This is a genomic window from Rhodoferax sp. EU05-FHT12H12 (genome assembly GCF_058791215.1).
Map to the genome: position 1 here is coordinate 310,606 of NZ_JBYTDI010000002.1, position 15,461 is coordinate 326,066.

At 64.5% G+C, this 15,461-nt stretch carries 15 protein-coding genes; 13 read left to right on the plus strand and 2 right to left on the minus strand.

What is annotated here, in order from left to right:
* Nucleotides 1-7 precede the first annotated feature (7 nt).
* The 12 genes from AC3WS7_RS06210 to AC3WS7_RS06265 all read left to right on the plus strand — a co-directional run bounded on the left by AC3WS7_RS06210 (nt 8) and on the right by AC3WS7_RS06265 (nt 12,719).
* Complete coding sequence (locus tag AC3WS7_RS06210) at nt 8-502, plus strand: LPS-assembly lipoprotein LptE (RefSeq protein ID WP_296472525.1); 495 nt, start codon at nt 8-10, stop codon at nt 500-502.
* A 4-nt stretch (nt 503-506) separates the two neighbouring features.
* Entirely contained in the window at nt 507-986 is a 480-nt protein-coding gene (locus tag AC3WS7_RS06215) for an Lrp/AsnC family transcriptional regulator (RefSeq protein ID WP_296472452.1), read from the plus strand.
* Between the two features lie 181 nt (nt 987-1,167).
* Nucleotides 1,168-2,220 carry an ornithine cyclodeaminase gene (gene ocd / locus AC3WS7_RS06220; protein ID WP_296472454.1) on the plus strand — a complete coding sequence of 351 codons (1,053 nt, stop codon included), beginning with the start codon at nt 1,168-1,170 and terminating at the stop codon, nt 2,218-2,220.
* The gene (locus AC3WS7_RS06225; protein WP_492655751.1) at nt 2,217-3,125 is read left to right on the plus strand and encodes an arginase; all 909 of its coding nucleotides are present in this window, start codon (nt 2,217-2,219) and stop codon (nt 3,123-3,125) included. Before ocd ends, AC3WS7_RS06225 begins: the two co-directional genes overlap by 4 nt.
* A 40-nt stretch (nt 3,126-3,165) precedes the next feature.
* Nucleotides 3,166-4,266 (plus strand): DNA polymerase III subunit delta, encoded by a 1,101-nt coding sequence (holA, locus tag AC3WS7_RS06230; protein WP_296472458.1) that lies wholly within the window; start codon nt 3,166-3,168, stop codon nt 4,264-4,266.
* 23 nt (nt 4,267-4,289) lie between these two features.
* Nucleotides 4,290-4,850 (plus strand): hypothetical protein, encoded by a 561-nt coding sequence (locus AC3WS7_RS06235; RefSeq protein ID WP_492655752.1) that lies wholly within the window; start codon nt 4,290-4,292, stop codon nt 4,848-4,850.
* 21 nt (nt 4,851-4,871) lie between these two features.
* Complete coding sequence (locus AC3WS7_RS06240) at nt 4,872-6,194, plus strand: glutamate-5-semialdehyde dehydrogenase (RefSeq protein ID WP_492655753.1); 1,323 nt, start codon at nt 4,872-4,874, stop codon at nt 6,192-6,194.
* Nucleotides 6,195-6,312: 118 nt separating this feature from the next.
* Nucleotides 6,313-7,599, plus strand: a complete 1,287-nt coding sequence (gene gshA / locus AC3WS7_RS06245; protein ID WP_492655754.1) for a glutamate--cysteine ligase — start codon at nt 6,313-6,315, stop codon at nt 7,597-7,599.
* 160 nt (nt 7,600-7,759) lie between these two features.
* A complete protein-coding gene (locus AC3WS7_RS06250; protein WP_492655755.1) occupies nt 7,760-9,628 on the plus strand; it encodes a potassium transporter Kup in 1,869 nt (622 codons plus the stop codon).
* 160 nt (nt 9,629-9,788) lie between these two features.
* On the plus strand, nt 9,789-11,006 hold the full coding sequence (locus AC3WS7_RS06255; protein ID WP_492655756.1) for a benzoate/H(+) symporter BenE family transporter: 1,218 nt from the start codon (nt 9,789-9,791) through the stop codon (nt 11,004-11,006).
* Between the two features lie 29 nt (nt 11,007-11,035).
* The gene (gene gshB / locus AC3WS7_RS06260) at nt 11,036-11,986 is read left to right on the plus strand and encodes a glutathione synthase (protein ID WP_492655757.1); all 951 of its coding nucleotides are present in this window, start codon (nt 11,036-11,038) and stop codon (nt 11,984-11,986) included.
* Between the two features lie 166 nt (nt 11,987-12,152).
* Nucleotides 12,153-12,719, plus strand: coding sequence for a PKD domain-containing protein (locus AC3WS7_RS06265; protein WP_492655758.1), 567 nt, complete (start codon nt 12,153-12,155; stop codon nt 12,717-12,719).
* A 39-nt stretch (nt 12,720-12,758) separates the two neighbouring features.
* Here the strand turns inward: AC3WS7_RS06265 and AC3WS7_RS06270 are convergent, their stop codons facing one another.
* Together AC3WS7_RS06270 and AC3WS7_RS06275 are read right to left on the minus strand one after the other, a co-directional pair.
* Complete coding sequence (locus AC3WS7_RS06270) at nt 12,759-13,637, minus strand: class II glutamine amidotransferase (RefSeq protein ID WP_296472474.1); 879 nt, start codon at nt 13,635-13,637, stop codon at nt 12,759-12,761.
* A 52-nt stretch (nt 13,638-13,689) separates the two neighbouring features.
* Nucleotides 13,690-13,881, minus strand: a complete 192-nt coding sequence (locus AC3WS7_RS06275) for a 4-oxalocrotonate tautomerase (protein WP_296472476.1) — start codon at nt 13,879-13,881, stop codon at nt 13,690-13,692.
* 73 nt (nt 13,882-13,954) lie between these two features.
* On the opposite strand from AC3WS7_RS06275, the gene AC3WS7_RS06280 reads away from it, so the two are divergent.
* Entirely contained in the window at nt 13,955-15,457 is a 1,503-nt protein-coding gene (locus tag AC3WS7_RS06280) for a glycosyltransferase family 39 protein (RefSeq protein WP_492655759.1), read from the plus strand.
* The last annotated feature ends 4 nt before the right edge of the window (nt 15,458-15,461 follow it).

Sequence of the window (15,461 nt, forward strand, 5' to 3'; positions counted from 1 at the left end):
GCCTGTGCTGCAACGCCGCCACCTCATTGCGCTGCCCGCAGCGGCCTTGCTGGCCAGCTGCGGTTTCAAGCTGCGTGGCCAGCAAACCTTTGCGTTTGAGACCATTGCCGTCACGCCCGAGCGCGGTGGCGCGGTGGCGTCCGAGCTGGCCCGCTACCTGGGCAGCGCCGTGCGCCCGCTGGTACCCCCGGCGGGTGGGCAGCCTCCCCAGGTGGTGGTCGACATCCTGCAGGAGCTGCGCGAGAAGACGGTGGTGGGCGTCAACGCTTCGGGCCAGGTGCGTGAGTTTCAGCTGCGTATCCGCGTCAAGTTCCGCATGCGCACGCCGCAGGGCCGGGACCTGATCGCAGACACCGAGATCATCCAGCAGCGCGACATCAGCTTCAACGAATCCGCCGTGCTGGCCAAGGAGGCCGAAGAAGCACTGCTCTACCGCGACATGCAGTCCGACATCGTGCAGCAGCTGCTGCGCCGCATTGCCGCCGTCAAAACCCTGGATTGATGCCATGGCCCTGGACCGTGTGGACCAAACCCTGCTGGAGCTGCTGCAGCGCGACGGGCGCATGAGCGCCCAGGCCTTGTCCGAAGAGGTGAACCTCTCGGCCCGCGCCACGCTGAACCGCATCCGCCGGCTCGAAGACGACGGCCTGATTGCCGGCTACCGCGCGCTGCTGGCGCGCAAGGCGCTGGGCGAGCATGTGTCGGTATTTGCCGAGATTGCGCTCAAGGACCAGCGCCAGGCCACGGTGCAGCGTTTTGAGGCGGCCATGGTGGCCTGCCCCGAGGTGATTGCCTGCCACCTGGTCAGCGGCCGCTACGACTACCTGGTGCGCCTGGCCTGCCGCGACCTGGCCCACTACCGCGACCTCACCAACACCTGGATCGACGACATCGGTCTGGGCATCGACAAGGTGATCACCAGCACTGAGCTGCAGACCGTCAAGGAGTTTGCAGGCTTTCCACTGATGGTGCGCGACGACACTTAGACGGACTTGGGGTGATTCCGAAACGGAAGCGTTGGATTGCCAGTTCAGCGCTTTACGCGCTTTGCCACTCACGCTTCGGCGCTTACAGCGCCCGCCCCACGCCTAAACTTCCTGGTATGCCGGGCGGCCCATCAGGGCCTGCGGATTCCGCACCTCTCCCGGTCACCTGAGGAGACACGACATGACCCGCTATATCGACGTCCACGACATGCAGCAACTGGTGCTGCAGCACGGCCTGGCCCCCATGATGTCCGAGATGGCCCAGACCATCCGCGAAGACTTTCTGCGTTGGGAAGATTTTGACAAGTCCCCCCGCACCGCCAACCACAGCACCAACGGGGTGATCGAGCTGATGCCCGTGTCCGACGACGCGCTCTACGCCTTCAAGTACGTCAACGGTCACCCCAAGAACCCGCTGCAAGGTCTGTCCACCGTGATGGCCTTTGGTGTGCTGGCCGATGTGGCCACCGGCTACCCCGAGTTGTTGAGCGAGCTGACCATCACCACTGCGCTGCGCACCGCGGCCACCTCCGCCATGGCCGCCAAGGTGCTGGCCCGGCCCGAGAGCAAGACCATGGCCCTGATCGGCAATGGCTCACAGAGCGAATTCCAGGCCATTGCCTTCATGACCCAGCTGGGCATCACCACGCTGCGGGTGTTTGACGTGGACCCCAGGGCCACCGACAAGCTGGTGGCCAACCTGCGCCCCTACACCGACGCCGGCAGCCTCACCATCGTGCGCTGCGCCTCCACGCGCGAGGCCGTGCGTGGCGCCGACATCGTGACCACGGTGACGGCCGACAAGACCAACGCCACCATCCTGACCGCTGACATGATTGAGCCCGGCATGCACCTGAACGCCGTGGGCGGCGACTGCCCCGGCAAGACCGAGTTGCAGGCCGAAATCCTGAACCATGCCAAGGTGTTTGTGGAGTTTGAGCCGCAAACCCGCATCGAGGGCGAGCTGCAGCAAATGCCGGCCGACTTTGTGACGCACCCGCTGTGGCAGGTGTTGGCCGGGACTACGGTGGGACGCGACAACGCTGCTCAAGTCACGCTGTTCGATTCGGTCGGCTTTGCGCTGGAAGACCTGTCGGCCCTGCGCTATGTACATGCGCTCTCGCAAAAGCTGGGCGTGGGCAGTACTGTGCAACTGGTGCCCGACCTGCCAGACCCCAAAGACCTGTTTGCCTGCGCCACTGCGGCACGGCCCACGCTGCGCAAAGCCGCATGAGCGACGCGGTTCTGCACCTGGTGGGCGCCGCCGTGGGCGAGGGCGCCAGCGATGGCGGCTGCAAGTGGGGCGCTGCCGCGCTGCGTGAGCACGGCATTGCCAACGCGCTCGCCGCCGCGGGGCGCACCGTGACCTGGGGTGACACAGTGGCGGCCCAGCCCATGCTGGCGACGAGCCGGTTGAATGCCATCGAAGGATTCTCCGAGCGCCTGGCGGGTGCGGTGGCCCAGGTGCTGCGCCAAAACCACCAGCCACTGGTGCTGGGTGGCGACCATTCGTGCGCCGTGGGCACCTGGAGCGCGGTGGCCGACCACCTGCGCCCACAGGGCGCGCTGGGGCTGGTCTGGATCGACGCGCATCTGGACGCCCACACGCCCGACACCTCGGACAGCCAGGCACCACACGGCATGCCGGTGGCGGCCTTGCTGGGCCATGGTTCGGCGGGCATGACGGATTTGTTTGGCTGGCGCCACAAGCTGCGCCCTGAGCACCTGGTCATCATCGGTGCGCGCAGCTATGAACCGGCCGAGAAGGCGCTGCTGGATAGCCTGGGCGTGCGTGTGATGTACATGCCCGAAGTGCTGGAGCGCGGCTTTGCGGCGTGTTTTGACGAAGCCCGCACCCGCGTGCAGGCTGGCACGGCGGGTTGGGGCATCAGCTTTGACCTGGATGGCCTGGACCCGCGCGACGCGCCGGGCACCGGCACGCCGGTGGAGCAGGGCATTCGCCTGGCCGATGCCCTGCAGGTGCTGGCCGGTTGCAGCCAGGACCCGCAGTTTGTGGCGCTGGAAGTGACGGAGTACAACCCGCTGCGCGACTTTGGCGGTCAAACCGCCCAGGCCGCGACGGATCTGGTGTGTTCCCTGCTGGCGCCCCGCGCTACAGCGTTAGGCCTCGCGGCCTGAACGTAGCGGCGCAGCGTGGGGGCCTTAAACTCAGCCCCCTATGCAACTCGCAGCGAATCAACTTGGCAACCACCTGCAGCGCGGGCTCAAAAGCTTGTACACGCTGCATGGCGATGAGCCGCTGCTGCAGCAAGAGGCGCTGGACGCGATCCGCGCCAACGCCCGCGCCAACGGCTACACCGAGCGCACGTCGCATACCGTCGCCGGTGCCCACTTTGACTGGAGCGAAGTGTTGGCCGCCGGTGGTTCGCTGAGCCTGTTTGCCGACAAACAAATCGTTGAAATCCGCATTCCCAGCGGCAAGCCTGGCAAGGACGGCAGCGTGGCCTTGCAGCAGCTGGCCGAAGGTGCGCAGGGCAACGACTCCACGCTCACCATCGTTTTGCTGCCGCGTCTGGACAAGATGACCAAGTCCACCGCCTGGTTTGCTGCGCTGGATGCCAATGGCGTCACGCTGGAAGTCAGCCCGGTGGAGCGCGGCGCGCTGCCACAGTGGATCGCCCAGCGCCTGGGTGCCCAGGGCCAGCGCGTGGAAGCGGGTGAAGAAGGCCAGCGCACCTTGCAGTTTTTTGCCGACCGCGTGGAAGGCAACCTGCTGGCCGCGCACCAGGAAATCCAGAAGCTGGGGTTGTTGTTCCCCGCCGACGCGAACGGCGGGGTGTTAACGCTGGAGCAAGTGGAGAGCGCCGTGCTCAATGTCGCCCGCTACGACGTTTTCAAACTCAGTGAAGCGGTGTTGGCTGGCCAGGCCGTGCGCGTGCAGCGCATGCTGGACGGCCTGCAGGCCGAAGGCGAGGCCGAAGTGCTGGTGCACTACACGCTGGCGGAAGACATCCGCGCCCTCAAGCGCGTGAAAGACGCCATGGCCCAGGGCCGCCCCCTGCCCATGGCGCTGCGCGAGAACCGCATCTGGGGCCCGAAAGAGCGCCTGTTCGAGCGCGTGTTACCCAAACTCTCCGAATCCAAACTGGCCGAACTGCTGCAATCCGCCCATCTGGTGGACGGCATCGTCAAAGGCCTCAAACAGCCCGATTGGCCCAGCACAGGCTGGCAGGCGCTGCACCGGCTGGCGCTGCAGCTGTGTGGCTTGTGTGCTGCTGTGCCCAAGGCCGCGGCTGCCCCGGTGTACACACGACGCTGAACCGGCTCTGGAGCGCATTCGTTATGCCAGACAGCCTTCCCGCCCAGCGCCACCAGCCACGGCACAGCCAGCTCTCGATTCGCCTCCATGCCCGCCTGGAGGGGGTTTGGCAACCCATTGAAGCGCAGAGCTGGAATGCCAATGGCTTTTGTTTCTTTCACACACAGTCGCTGGTCGAGGGAGGCATGGCTTTCAAACGCAGCCTGCTGCATTTTGACGGCGCACTGGTGTGGTCCAGGGCCTGCCAGGACGCCCAATTGGTGCTGGAGGTGCTGCTCAACGAGGCCATCCATCAGCAGGCCGAACGTCTGCACGACCAGCCCGAGACCCGGCAGCGGCTGCTGCGACTCATGCGGGTGCAGGATATGGTGGAGCCCAAGCAGCGTGTGCTGGCCGCGCTCGGTGTGCGGTGGTCGGCGGCCCAATGGCAGGCGCGGGTGCAGGAGCGTTTGGCACAGTCGGTGCTGCAGTCGGGCGTGCGGGTGGAGTCGCCCGTGTGGGCGGGCGTGGTGCAGGAGGCAATGGCACTGGGCGGTGTGGTGCAGGATTTGGAGCGCTGGTCCCGCACGCTGGGCGCGTCCTGAGCAATCTGCGAAAATCCTCCCATGAACGCGACCAATACCACCGAAACGACCCTGGCTCTGGGTTTGCAGGCAAAAGTGGCCTCAGCCCTTATGGCGCGTGCGCCAGCAGCTGCTAAAAACGTAGCGCTTCGCGCCTTAGCGCGCTTGCTGCGCGAAAACACCGCGGCCCTGCAGGTGGACAACGCCAAGGATATTGAGCGCGCCGTGGCCAACGGCTTGGCCGCGCCCATGGTGGACCGCCTCAAACTCACGCCCAAAGTCCTGGAGACCTGCGCTGAGGGCTGTGAGCAACTGGCCGCCATGGCCGATGTGATTGGTGAAATCATTGGCATGAAGCAGCAGCCCAGCGGCATCCGCGTGGGGCAGATGCGGGTGCCGCTGGGCGTGTTCGGCATGATTTTCGAGAGCCGGCCCAATGTGACGATCGAAGCCGCAAGCCTGTCGATCAAGAGCGGTAATGCCTGCATCCTGCGCGGCGGCTCCGAGGCGATTGACTCCAACAAGGCCCTGGCCAAGCTGGTGCAGCAGGCGTTACTGGAAGCCGGTTTGCCTGCCGACGCGGTGCAACTGGTGCAAACCACCGACCGCGAGGTGGTGGGCCAGCTCATCGCCATGCCGCAGTATGTGGATGTGATCATCCCGCGCGGCGGCAAGGGCCTGATCGAGCGCATCAGCCGCGATGCCAAGGTGCCGGTCATCAAGCACCTGGACGGCAACTGCCACACCTATGTGGACGACCCCTGCGATATCGCCATGGCCGTCAAGGTGGCGGACAACGCCAAAACCAACAAATACAGCCCCTGCAACGCCACCGAAGGCCTGCTGGTGGCGCGCGGTGCGGCCGCCGAGTTTTTGCCACGCATCGGTGCGGTCTACGCGGCCAAGGGTGTGGAGATGCGCTGCGACCCCGAGGCGCTGGCTATTTTGACGTCAAATGTGCCGCTAGACACCGTGGATACTGCGCAAGCAGCTACTAATTTTGTAGCAAATCTGGTGCCGGCTACCGAGCAGGATTGGTACGAGGAATACCTGGCACCCATCGTCAGCGTGAAAGTGGTGGCCGGAGTGGACGAGGCTATCGCCCACATCAACCAGTATTCGTCCCACCACACCGATGCCATCCTCACCACTAACCATGTGCACGCGCAGCGCTTTCTGCGCGAGGTGGATTCGGCCAGTGTGATGGTGAATGCCAGCACGCGCTTCGCCGATGGATTTGAGTACGGCCTGGGTGCCGAAATCGGCATCAGCACCGACAAGTTCCACGCCCGCGGGCCGGTGGGCATCGAGGGGCTGACCTCACTGAAGTACGTGGTGCTGGGCGAAGGCGAAGTGCGCGGCTGAGCCGAATTCGCGGGCCGCTGTTTTTCTGGCGGCGTGCGGCAGGGGACTTGAAATTTCGGGGAACTTCTCCACCTGATGGAGCCCCCTAGAATGGCAAGTCCCTCTTAGAAAGCGCCGCATGGTTCCGCATCTTGTTACCGCCCTGACGGGCCCCATCAACGAACTCGAACAACGGGTTCTGGACTCCATGCCCGCCATCGAGCGCTGGTTCCGGCTGGAGTGGATGGAGCACACACCGCCTTTCTACACCTCGGTGGATGTGCGCAACGCCGGTTTCAAGCTGGCCCCGGTGGACACCAACTTTTACCCCGGTGGCTGGAACAACCTGACCCCCGCCATGCTGCCGCTGGCGGTGCAGGCCGCACAGGCGGCGATTGAGAAGATTTGCCCCGAGGCGCGCAACCTGCTCATCGTGCCCGAGAACCATGCCCGCAGCACCTTCCACCTGAGCAACCTGGCCCAGCTGCGCCGCATCTTCCACATGGCGGGCCTCAATGTGCGCATTGGCTCCATCAGCCCCGAGATCAAGAAAAGCACCACCCTGGAACTGCCCGGCGGCGAGTCCATCACGCTGGAGCCCATCATCCGCACCAAGGGGCGCCTGGGCTTGAAGGACTTTGACCCCTGCACCATCCTGCTCAACAACGACCTGCGCGCCGGTGTGCCGGGCATTCTGGAAGACGTGCACGAGCAGTACCTGCTGCCGCCGCTGCATGCGAGCTGGACCACGCGGCGCAAGAGCACCCACTTCAAGGCCTATGAGGAAGTGGCCAAGCGCTTTGGCAAGTTGATTGGCGTGGACCCCTGGCTGATCAACCCCATGTTCGACAAATACGGGGTTGTCGATTTGGTGACCCCCGCTGGCATTGATGCCCTGGTGCAGCGTGTGGACGCGATGCTCACCAAGGTGAAGAAGAAGTACAAGGAGTACGGCATCAAGGAGCGGCCCTTTGTCGTCATCAAGGCCGACAACCGCACCAGTGGCAATGCGATCCTCTCGGTGCGCGATACCAAGGACCTGGATGCCAAGTTGCGCAAGATGGGCGCCGGCCTGGACGCTGCGCCCGCGCCGCTGGAGCTGATCTTGCAGGAAGGCGTGTTGACCAACGAGCGCGTGAACGACGCCGTGGCCGAACCTGTGGTCTACCTGATGGACCGCTATGTGGTGGGCGGCTTCTACCGCATGCACGCCGAACGCGGTGAGGATGAAAACCTCAGCGCTCCCGGCTCTGCATACGTGCCGTTGGGGTTTGCCGAGAGTACGCACTTACCTCAGCCGGGCGTGCGCCCCGGTGCCAGCGCCCCCAACCGCTTCTATATGTACGGCGTGATTGGCCGCTTGGCCATGCTGGCGGGCAGCTACGAGCTGGAAGCCACCGATCCCGACGCAGAACGCTACGACTGAGACGCGTCAACCCCATAAAGATACCAAGTTGCTGCGCTGCAACACGGTTCCAAATTCCGCGCAATTTGCGGATTTGTGGCTTGCGGCCTGAAGCGCTGGGAGCAAAATAGCGATCCCTTCAGGAATGGAACCCGGCGGCCCCCGTGCGCCGGGTGATCTCGTGTCAGCATCAAAATCGTCTCTTGCGGCGCTCACCCTGGGCGCCATCGGCGTTGTGTACGGCGACATTGGCACCAGCGTGCTGTACGCCATGAAAGAAGTGTTTGGCTCCGGCCATGTGCCTTTCACCCCGGACAACGTCTACGGCATCCTTTCCATCTTCTTCTGGACCCTCACGGTCATCGTCTCCATCAAGTACGTGGTGCTGGTGCTGCGGGCCGACAACCATGGCGAAGGCGGCCTGGTAGCCATGCTGGCGCTGGCCTCGCAGTCGGTCAAGGATCGGCCCGAGCTGCGCCGGATGTTGCTCATCATCGGCATATTTGGCACCTGCCTGTTTTACGGGGATGGCGTCATCACCCCAGCCATCTCGGTGCTGTCGGCCGTTGAAGGTCTGGAGGTCATCTCGCCAGCCTTCAAGCGCTACGTGATTCCCATCACCCTGGTCATTCTGTTTGGCCTGTTTGCGGTGCAGAAGCGCGGTACGGCGGGCATTGGCAAGTTTTTTGGTCCTATCACCGTGGTGTGGTTCGCAGTGCTGGCGCTGCTGGGCGTGAGCCACATCGTGGACCACCCCGAGATTTTGTGGGCCATCAGCCCGCACTACGCGCTCGGGTTTATGTGGCACAACCCTGGCACCACGTTCATCATTCTGGGAGCCGTGGTGCTGTGTGTCACGGGCGCCGAGGCGCTGTACGCCGACCTCGGACACTTTGGCAAAAAACCGGTGCGCCTGGCCTGGTTCTCCGTGGTGATGCCGGCACTGGTGATCAACTACTTTGGCCAAGGGGCCTTGTTGCTCGCCAACCCTGCAGCGGTCAAAAACCCCTTCTTTCTGATGGCACCTGACTGGGCCCTGCTGCCCCTGGTGGGGCTGGCCACCATGGCCACGGTGATTGCCTCGCAGGCCCTGATTTCGGGTGCCTTCTCGGTCACCAAGCAGGTGATTCAGCTCGGCTACCTGCCGCGCCTGCAGATTGAACACACCAGTGTCAAGGACACCGGCCAGATCTACATGCCGTTTGTGAACTGGGGTTTGTTTGTGGCCATCGTGCTGGCCGTGGTGATGTTCAAGTCGTCCAGCAACCTGGCGGCCGCCTATGGCATTGCCGTGTGCACGGACATGTTGATCACCTCCATTTTGACCTTCTACGTCATCCGCCACGGCTGGAAGTACCCCTTGTGGCTGTGTATCGCCGCCACCGGTTTCTTCTTTGTGGTGGACTTCGCGTTCTGGGCCTCCAACCTGCTCAAGCTGTTTGACGGCGGCTGGTTCCCGCTGGCCATTGGTGGCGCGGTGTTCACGCTCATGATGACCTGGAAGGAAGGGCGGCGCCTGCTCAATGAAAAATTGCGCGCTGATGCACTCGACCTGACGAGTTTTCTGGAAGCCGTGTTTGTGAGTCCACCTGCGCGTGTGGAGGGCACCGCGGTGTTTCTGACGTCCGAGATGGGCACCGTGCCCAATGCGCTGCTGCACAACCTCAAGCACAACAAGGTGCTGCACACCAGCAACCTGTTCGTCACCGTGAAGAACCACGAGGTGCCCTGGATTGGTCTGGACAAACGCCTGCAGATCGACTCGCTGGGCCACGACTGCTGGCAGGTGGTGATCCACTACGGCTTCAAGAACGACCCCGACATCCCCAAGGCGCTGACCCAGATCAAGGGCCGTGGCTGCGATCTGGACCCGATGAGCACCAGCTACTTCCTGTCGCGCGACACTGTCGTGCCCACGCTGGGCGAAGGCATGGCGCCCTGGCGCGAGAAGCTGTTTGCCCAGATGCACCACAATGCCAGCGCGGCGGCAGACTTCCTGAACCTGCCTAACAATTCGGTGGTGGAGCTGGGCTCCAAAATCGAAATCTAGGGGGCTCCCACGCTGCGCCGCTGCGCGGGTCGCTGCCCTCCGTGGGGGCTAATTTGGCTATCGCCGCTGGCCGCCAAGCGGCCCAGAGGGCTTGGGGCGGTCCGGCGCAAAATTGCCCCACACATCAGGCCATCTTGTGCGCGTCGCCGACAATGCAGCCATGCATTTTTTCAAAGACCTGAGTCTCTCGGCCTTCACGGCCGGTTTTGTGGCGGTGCTGGTGGGCTTCACGAGTTCGGTGGCCATCGTGTTCCAGGCTGCACTGGCCCTGGGCGCCACGCCGGCCATGGTGGCGTCGTGGATGTGGGCGCTGGGCATTGGTATGGGGCTGTGCTCGCTCATTCCCTCCTTGTGGCTCAAAAAGCCAGTCATGGTGGCATGGAGCACGCCCGGTGCTGCGGTGCTGGCTACCGCGGCTACCGCTGGTGGTTTCGGCATGGCCGAGGGCGTGGGCGCCTTCATCCTGTGTGCCGCGCTCATCACTGTGGCGGGCGCTACCGGCTGGTTCGAGCGCATCATGAACCGCATCCCGCTGGCCTTGGCCTCGGCCTTGCTGGCGGGCGTGCTGGCACGCTTTGGCCTGTCGGGCTTTGCCGCTGCGCAGTCGGCGCTGCCGCTGGTCGTGCTCATGCTGCTGGCCTACCTGCTGGGCAAGCGTTTCTTGCCCCGCTACGCGGTACCGCTGACGTTGTTGATTGCTATTGTTTTTGTAGCTGCTCGCGCAGAATTCACGGGAGCTGACATCCAATTTGGCTTGACAATGCCGGTGTGGGTGACGCCCAGCTTCTCGCTGGCGGCTTTCATCAGCATGTCGTTGCCGCTGTTTGTGGTCACCATGGCTTCGCAGAATTTGCCCGGTGTGGCCGCCATCCAGGCTGCGGGCTACGCCGACCGTCGCCAGGAGGGTGGTGACGCTGGCATCCCCATCTCCAAGGTCATCACCCTGACTGGCCTGGTCACGCTGGTGCTGGCGCCGTTTGGCGCATTTGCGCTCAACCTCAGCGCCATCACCGCCGCCATTTGCATGGGCCCCGAGGCGCACAGCAACCCGGCGCGGCGCTACACCGCGGCCGCTTCCTGTGGCGCCATTTATATGGTCATTGGCCTGTTTGGTGCCGCCATCACCGGTGTGCTCACCGCCTTCCCCAAAGAACTGGTGGCGGCTATTGCCGGGTTGGCGCTGCTGGGCACCATTGGTGGCGCGCTCACGGCCGCCCTCAAGGACGACACGAACCGCGAAGCCGCGCTCATCACCTTTCTGGTCACGCTCAGCGGCGTCGTAATAGCCGGAGTCGGCTCGGCGTTTTGGGGGGTGGTGGCAGGCGGGATTGCGCTTTTGGTGCAACACTACGGCCGCACCACGCCTGCAGGCACCTGAACTGCGGCCCCTGACCGAGAAAGAACCCCATGGACATTCTGTTTGTTGCCGATCCGCTGGAATCCTTCAAGATTTACAAGGACACCACCTTTGCCATGATGCGCGAGGCGCAAAAGCGTGGCCACTGCATCATTGCCTGCGAGCCGCGCCACCTGGTGTGGCAGCGCGGCGGTGTGGTGCAGGCGGCCGTGCGCCGCATCACGCTCACGGGCGATGCCACCGTGTGGTTCACCGAGACGGCGGATACCGTGGCCATCAAGGACTTTGATGCCGTGGTGATGCGTAAGGACCCGCCGTTTGACAGCGAATTCTTCTACGCCACCCACCTGCTGGAGCAGGCCGAACGCGAGGGCGCCCAGGTCTTCAACAAGCCGCGCGCCCTGCGTGACCACCCCGAGAAACTGGCGATTCTGGAGTTTCCCCAGTTCATCGGCCCCACGCTGGTCACGCGTGATGCCGACGCCGTGCGCGCCTTCCACGCCGAGCACCGCGACATCATCTTGAAGCCGCTGGACGGCATGGGCGGCATGGGCATCTTCCGCGTGAAGGACGATGGCCTGAACCTGGGCGGCATCATCGAGACGCTGAACAAGGACGGTGCCCAGACCCTGATGGTGCAAAAGTTTTTGCCTGCCATCAAGGATGGCGACAAGCGCGTGCTGGTGATCGGCGGCAAGCCCGTGCCCTATTGTCTGGCGCGTATTCCACAGGGCGGCGAAGTGCGGGGCAACCTGGCGGCCGGTGGCAAAGGTGTGGCCCAGCCCCTGAGCGATGGCGATCGCGCGATTGCCGAGGCTCTGGGGCCCATCCTGGCCGCGCGCGGCCTGCTGCTGGTGGGGCTGGACGTGATTGGCGACTCCCTCACCGAGATCAACGTCACCAGCCCGACCTGCTTCCAGGAAATCACCGACCAGACCGGGTTTGATGTGGCGGCCATGTTTGTGGACGCGCTGGAAGCCGCCCAGGCCGCGGGGCGCTAGCCCGCCCCACCGTGCAAACACACGGGGCATAGTTCACACATTGCGGCTTTATTGCGGCAGACCCGCTGGGCCGGTGTGCCGCATGGCCGCCAACGGCGCACAATGACACTGCGCAGTCTGCGGCCATGGGGGCTGCAGCGGCATGACACAACGGAGAGACCATTCCATGAAAACACGCATGCAATTTGCAGCCGTGCTGGCTGCCAGTCTGCTGGCTACGGCAGCTCAGGCCCAGGTGCTGGGCACCATCACCGCATCCAGCACCACCGTGAAGGTGGGCGAGCCCGTCACCATCACCGCCAACATCGATGTGCTGAATGCCAATTACTGCGGCTTTGTGCTTGGCTTTGGTGACGGCAGCTTCAAGGACGCCGTGAGCGATGTGAGCAACCCGGTCCCCCTGGTGGTGACCCGCAGCTACGACAAACCCGGCAGCTACCACGTGACCCTGGGCGGCAAGAATGTGCAGAACCACCCCAACTGCGGTGGTCCCGAGCGCGCGGTCGACATCACGGTGACCGGTGCTGCCGTGGCTGCCAAGCCCGCAGCGCTCAAAGCGTCGGAGATCTGCGCCAAGGGCTGGAAGCTGTCTGGCAAGCTCAACCCCAAGACCGGTACCTTCATCTGCGCGGCCAAGGCCGGTACCGCCTTGCCCGCTGAAAAGCCGGTCTGCAAGGGTGATCTGAGCTACTTTGAGAATGCGAAGAAGGGCCAGTACGGCTGCAAGCCCTGAGGATCTCAGCCGTCGCGCGCGGCGGCGGAGCGTGGGGGCCTATGTCGCCAGGGCTGCCGCCTTGGCAGCCTCTTCTGCTTCACGCTGGGCCGCTGCGGCGGCGGCGGCGGCAATCAGGGTGGCCTTGCATACGGTGCGGGCCAGGGGCTGGCCGTCGGCAAAGGCGTGCAGCGCGCCAGCCTCCATGGCCACCCAGTTCTCGTTGGTGGTGAGCGGCTCGGTCACCACAATCACCAGCCGGTCGTCCGGGCCGTTCAGTTGCGACAGGTCCACCGTCACATCTTCGTCTTTGAGCTGTACCTCGCTGAACGGGTGCTGGCGCACCACGTAGCAGAGCTTGGTGCTGGCGTGGGCCCACAGGGCCTGGCCATTGCTCAGCAAAAAATTGAAGGTGCCGTGTCGTGCGATCTTGGGCACCAGCTCGGCCAGGGTCTGGGTCAGTTCCTCCACACTGGGCACGGTCGCGTGGGACTTGTTGAGCTCCTGCAGCAGCCAGCAAAAGGCCAACTCGCTGTCGGTGGTTCCCACCGGTTTGAAGCTGCCGTGCAGCGGTGGGTTGAATTCCTTCAGGTCACCATTGTGGGCAAATACCCAGTAGCGGCCCCAGAGTTCGCGCGTGAAGGGGTGGCAGTTTTCCAGCGTGACCGCGCCCACCGTGGCTTTGCGCACATGGGCCACCACGTTGTGGCTCTTGATGGGGTAGGACTTGAGCATCTTCGCAATCGGCGAGGTGGATGCGCTTTCCTTGTCCACAAAATGCCGGGCCGCCTTGCCGGGCAGGTCGCCCTCGCTCTCGAAGAAGGCAATGCCCCAGCCGTCTGCGTGGTGGTCGGTGCAGCCGCCGCGCTGCGAAAAGCCGGTGAAGCTCAGCGTCAGGCTGGCCGGCAAGTGGCTGTTCATTCCAAGCAGTTGGCACATGGAAACAGTTTACTCCGCGGGGGGTGGGCGCAAATGCAAAAACGCGCGGCGCTTAGGTGCGCGGCTCGCTCCAGAACTTACCGCCGGAGGCCCAGTTGTCGCGCTTCACGTCCACGATGATGATGTCCACTGCCTCGGGCGAGCAGCCCAGGGTTTCAACGGTAACGCGAGTCACTTCGTCCACCAGCTTCTTCTTTTGCTCCTGGGTGCGGCCTTCCAGCAGTTCAACATGGTAAGTAGGCATGGGGTTCCTTGGGGTGGGGAAATAGGGGCGCAGATTAGACTGCGGGGGTCTCCATTTTCCTCCGACTTGTCCCTTGCAAATTTTGTTCCCGTCTTCTTTGCACAGCCGTGCCCGCTGGGTGCTGGCGCTGGTGTTTGGCCTGCATGCGGTGCTGGGAGCCTTGCTGGGCCTGTCGGTGGACGAGGCGCACTACCTGCTCTACGCCGCGCACCCCGCACTCAGCTACTTTGACCATCCGCCTCTGGTGGGCTGGGTGCAGTGGCCGCTGGTGGCGCTGGACGCACCGGTTGCCCTGCTGCGGCTGGTGCCCGGCCTGTTGTGGCTGGCCACGGTGGCGGGCGTGCACCGCCTGACCCTGCGGTTGCTGGCCGGGCAGGCGCAGGCTCCCCAGGCGGCGCTGGCCGCCGTGTTGGCCCTGGCCTTGGCGCCCTTGCTCCATGTGCTGGGCATTGGCCTGCTGCCCGACACCCTGCTCATGGCTCTGACCGTGGCCCTGATGCACCAGACCTGGACGCTGATGCAGCCCGGCGCAGCGCAGCGCAGCGGCCCCTGGCTGGTACTGGGCCTGCTGCTGGGCCTGGCGGGGCTGGCAAAGTACACCGCGGTATTCACCGCATTGGCGGTGGCGCTTTGCATCGTCATGGCGCAGGGCTGGGGCGTATTGCGCCGCCCTGCGTTATGGGGCGGCATGGGCATTGCGGCCCTGCTGATTGCGCCGGTGCTGGTGTGGAATGCGCAGAACCAATGGATTTCTTTCACCTACCAATTGGCCCACGGCAAGGGCAGCGTGTGGCAGGCCGGCCATGTGCTGCGGTTTGTGCTGACGCAGTTGCTGGTGTTCGGCCCCCTGCTGCTGTGTGCCGCGCTGGGATGGCGCCAGGCTGACCGGCGCATGCGGCCGCTGGTGTGGCTGTTTGCCATCCCTTTTGCCATCTTCACCTACATGGCCGGGGGTGGCACGGCGCTGCCGCACTGGACCGCTCCATCCTGGGTGGCGCTGGCACCTTTTGCGGGCATGGGGCTGGCGCGGCTGTGGCGCGGTGCGGGCCGCTGGCTGCTGGCCGCTGTGGGCATGGCACAAGCACTGGGGTGTGCCGGGCTGTTGGGTCTGATGGCCAGCGCCGGTTGGCCGCTGGTCGCCGGCAGCGATGCGGCGGTGGCGCCACGCCCCAACCCCTTGGCCGACCTGCACGGCTGGAACCTGGCGGGGCAGCGTGCCGCCCACCTGGCCCGTCAGCACGGCCTGCAGAGCGTGGCGGTGCAGAACTGGACCCTGGGCAGCCGCCTGGGCTGGTATGCACGCCCACTGCCGGTGTATGTGCTGGAAGACGGCGACTCCCAGTTCAAACTCTGGGCGGGGGCCTTGCCCGTGGGCGGTAGCACCTTGCTGGTGGACTGGTCCCACATGGCCTACGACCCGCCACTGGGTGCGCATGGCTTTGCCAACTGCACCTTGCTGGAGCGCTTGCCCGTGCAGCATTGGGGCCAGCCGCTGGCCAGTTTCCGCTTTTACGACTGCCGTGGCTGGGCCGCAGCCACGCCGCAGCCGCGGCTTACACTCGCGCCCTCACCCTGACACC

Coding starts and splice junctions, on each gene's coding strand:
- AC3WS7_RS06215 (WP_296472452.1), top strand. CDS start 507: ATGGCCCTGGACCGTGTGGACCAAACCCTGCTGGAGCTGCTGCAGCGC.
- ocd (WP_296472454.1), top strand. CDS start 1,168: ATGACCCGCTATATCGACGTCCACGACATGCAGCAACTGGTGCTGCAG.
- AC3WS7_RS06225 (WP_492655751.1), top strand. CDS start 2,217: ATGAGCGACGCGGTTCTGCACCTGGTGGGCGCCGCCGTGGGCGAGGGC.
- holA (WP_296472458.1), top strand. CDS start 3,166: ATGCAACTCGCAGCGAATCAACTTGGCAACCACCTGCAGCGCGGGCTC.
- AC3WS7_RS06235 (WP_492655752.1), top strand. CDS start 4,290: ATGCCAGACAGCCTTCCCGCCCAGCGCCACCAGCCACGGCACAGCCAG.
- AC3WS7_RS06240 (WP_492655753.1), top strand. CDS start 4,872: ATGAACGCGACCAATACCACCGAAACGACCCTGGCTCTGGGTTTGCAG.
- gshA (WP_492655754.1), top strand. CDS start 6,313: ATGGTTCCGCATCTTGTTACCGCCCTGACGGGCCCCATCAACGAACTC.
- AC3WS7_RS06255 (WP_492655756.1), top strand. CDS start 9,789: ATGCATTTTTTCAAAGACCTGAGTCTCTCGGCCTTCACGGCCGGTTTT.
- gshB (WP_492655757.1), top strand. CDS start 11,036: ATGGACATTCTGTTTGTTGCCGATCCGCTGGAATCCTTCAAGATTTAC.
- AC3WS7_RS06265 (WP_492655758.1), top strand. CDS start 12,153: ATGAAAACACGCATGCAATTTGCAGCCGTGCTGGCTGCCAGTCTGCTG.
- AC3WS7_RS06270 (WP_296472474.1), bottom strand. CDS start 13,637: ATGTGCCAACTGCTTGGAATGAACAGCCACTTGCCGGCCAGCCTGACG.
- AC3WS7_RS06275 (WP_296472476.1), bottom strand. CDS start 13,881: ATGCCTACTTACCATGTTGAACTGCTGGAAGGCCGCACCCAGGAGCAA.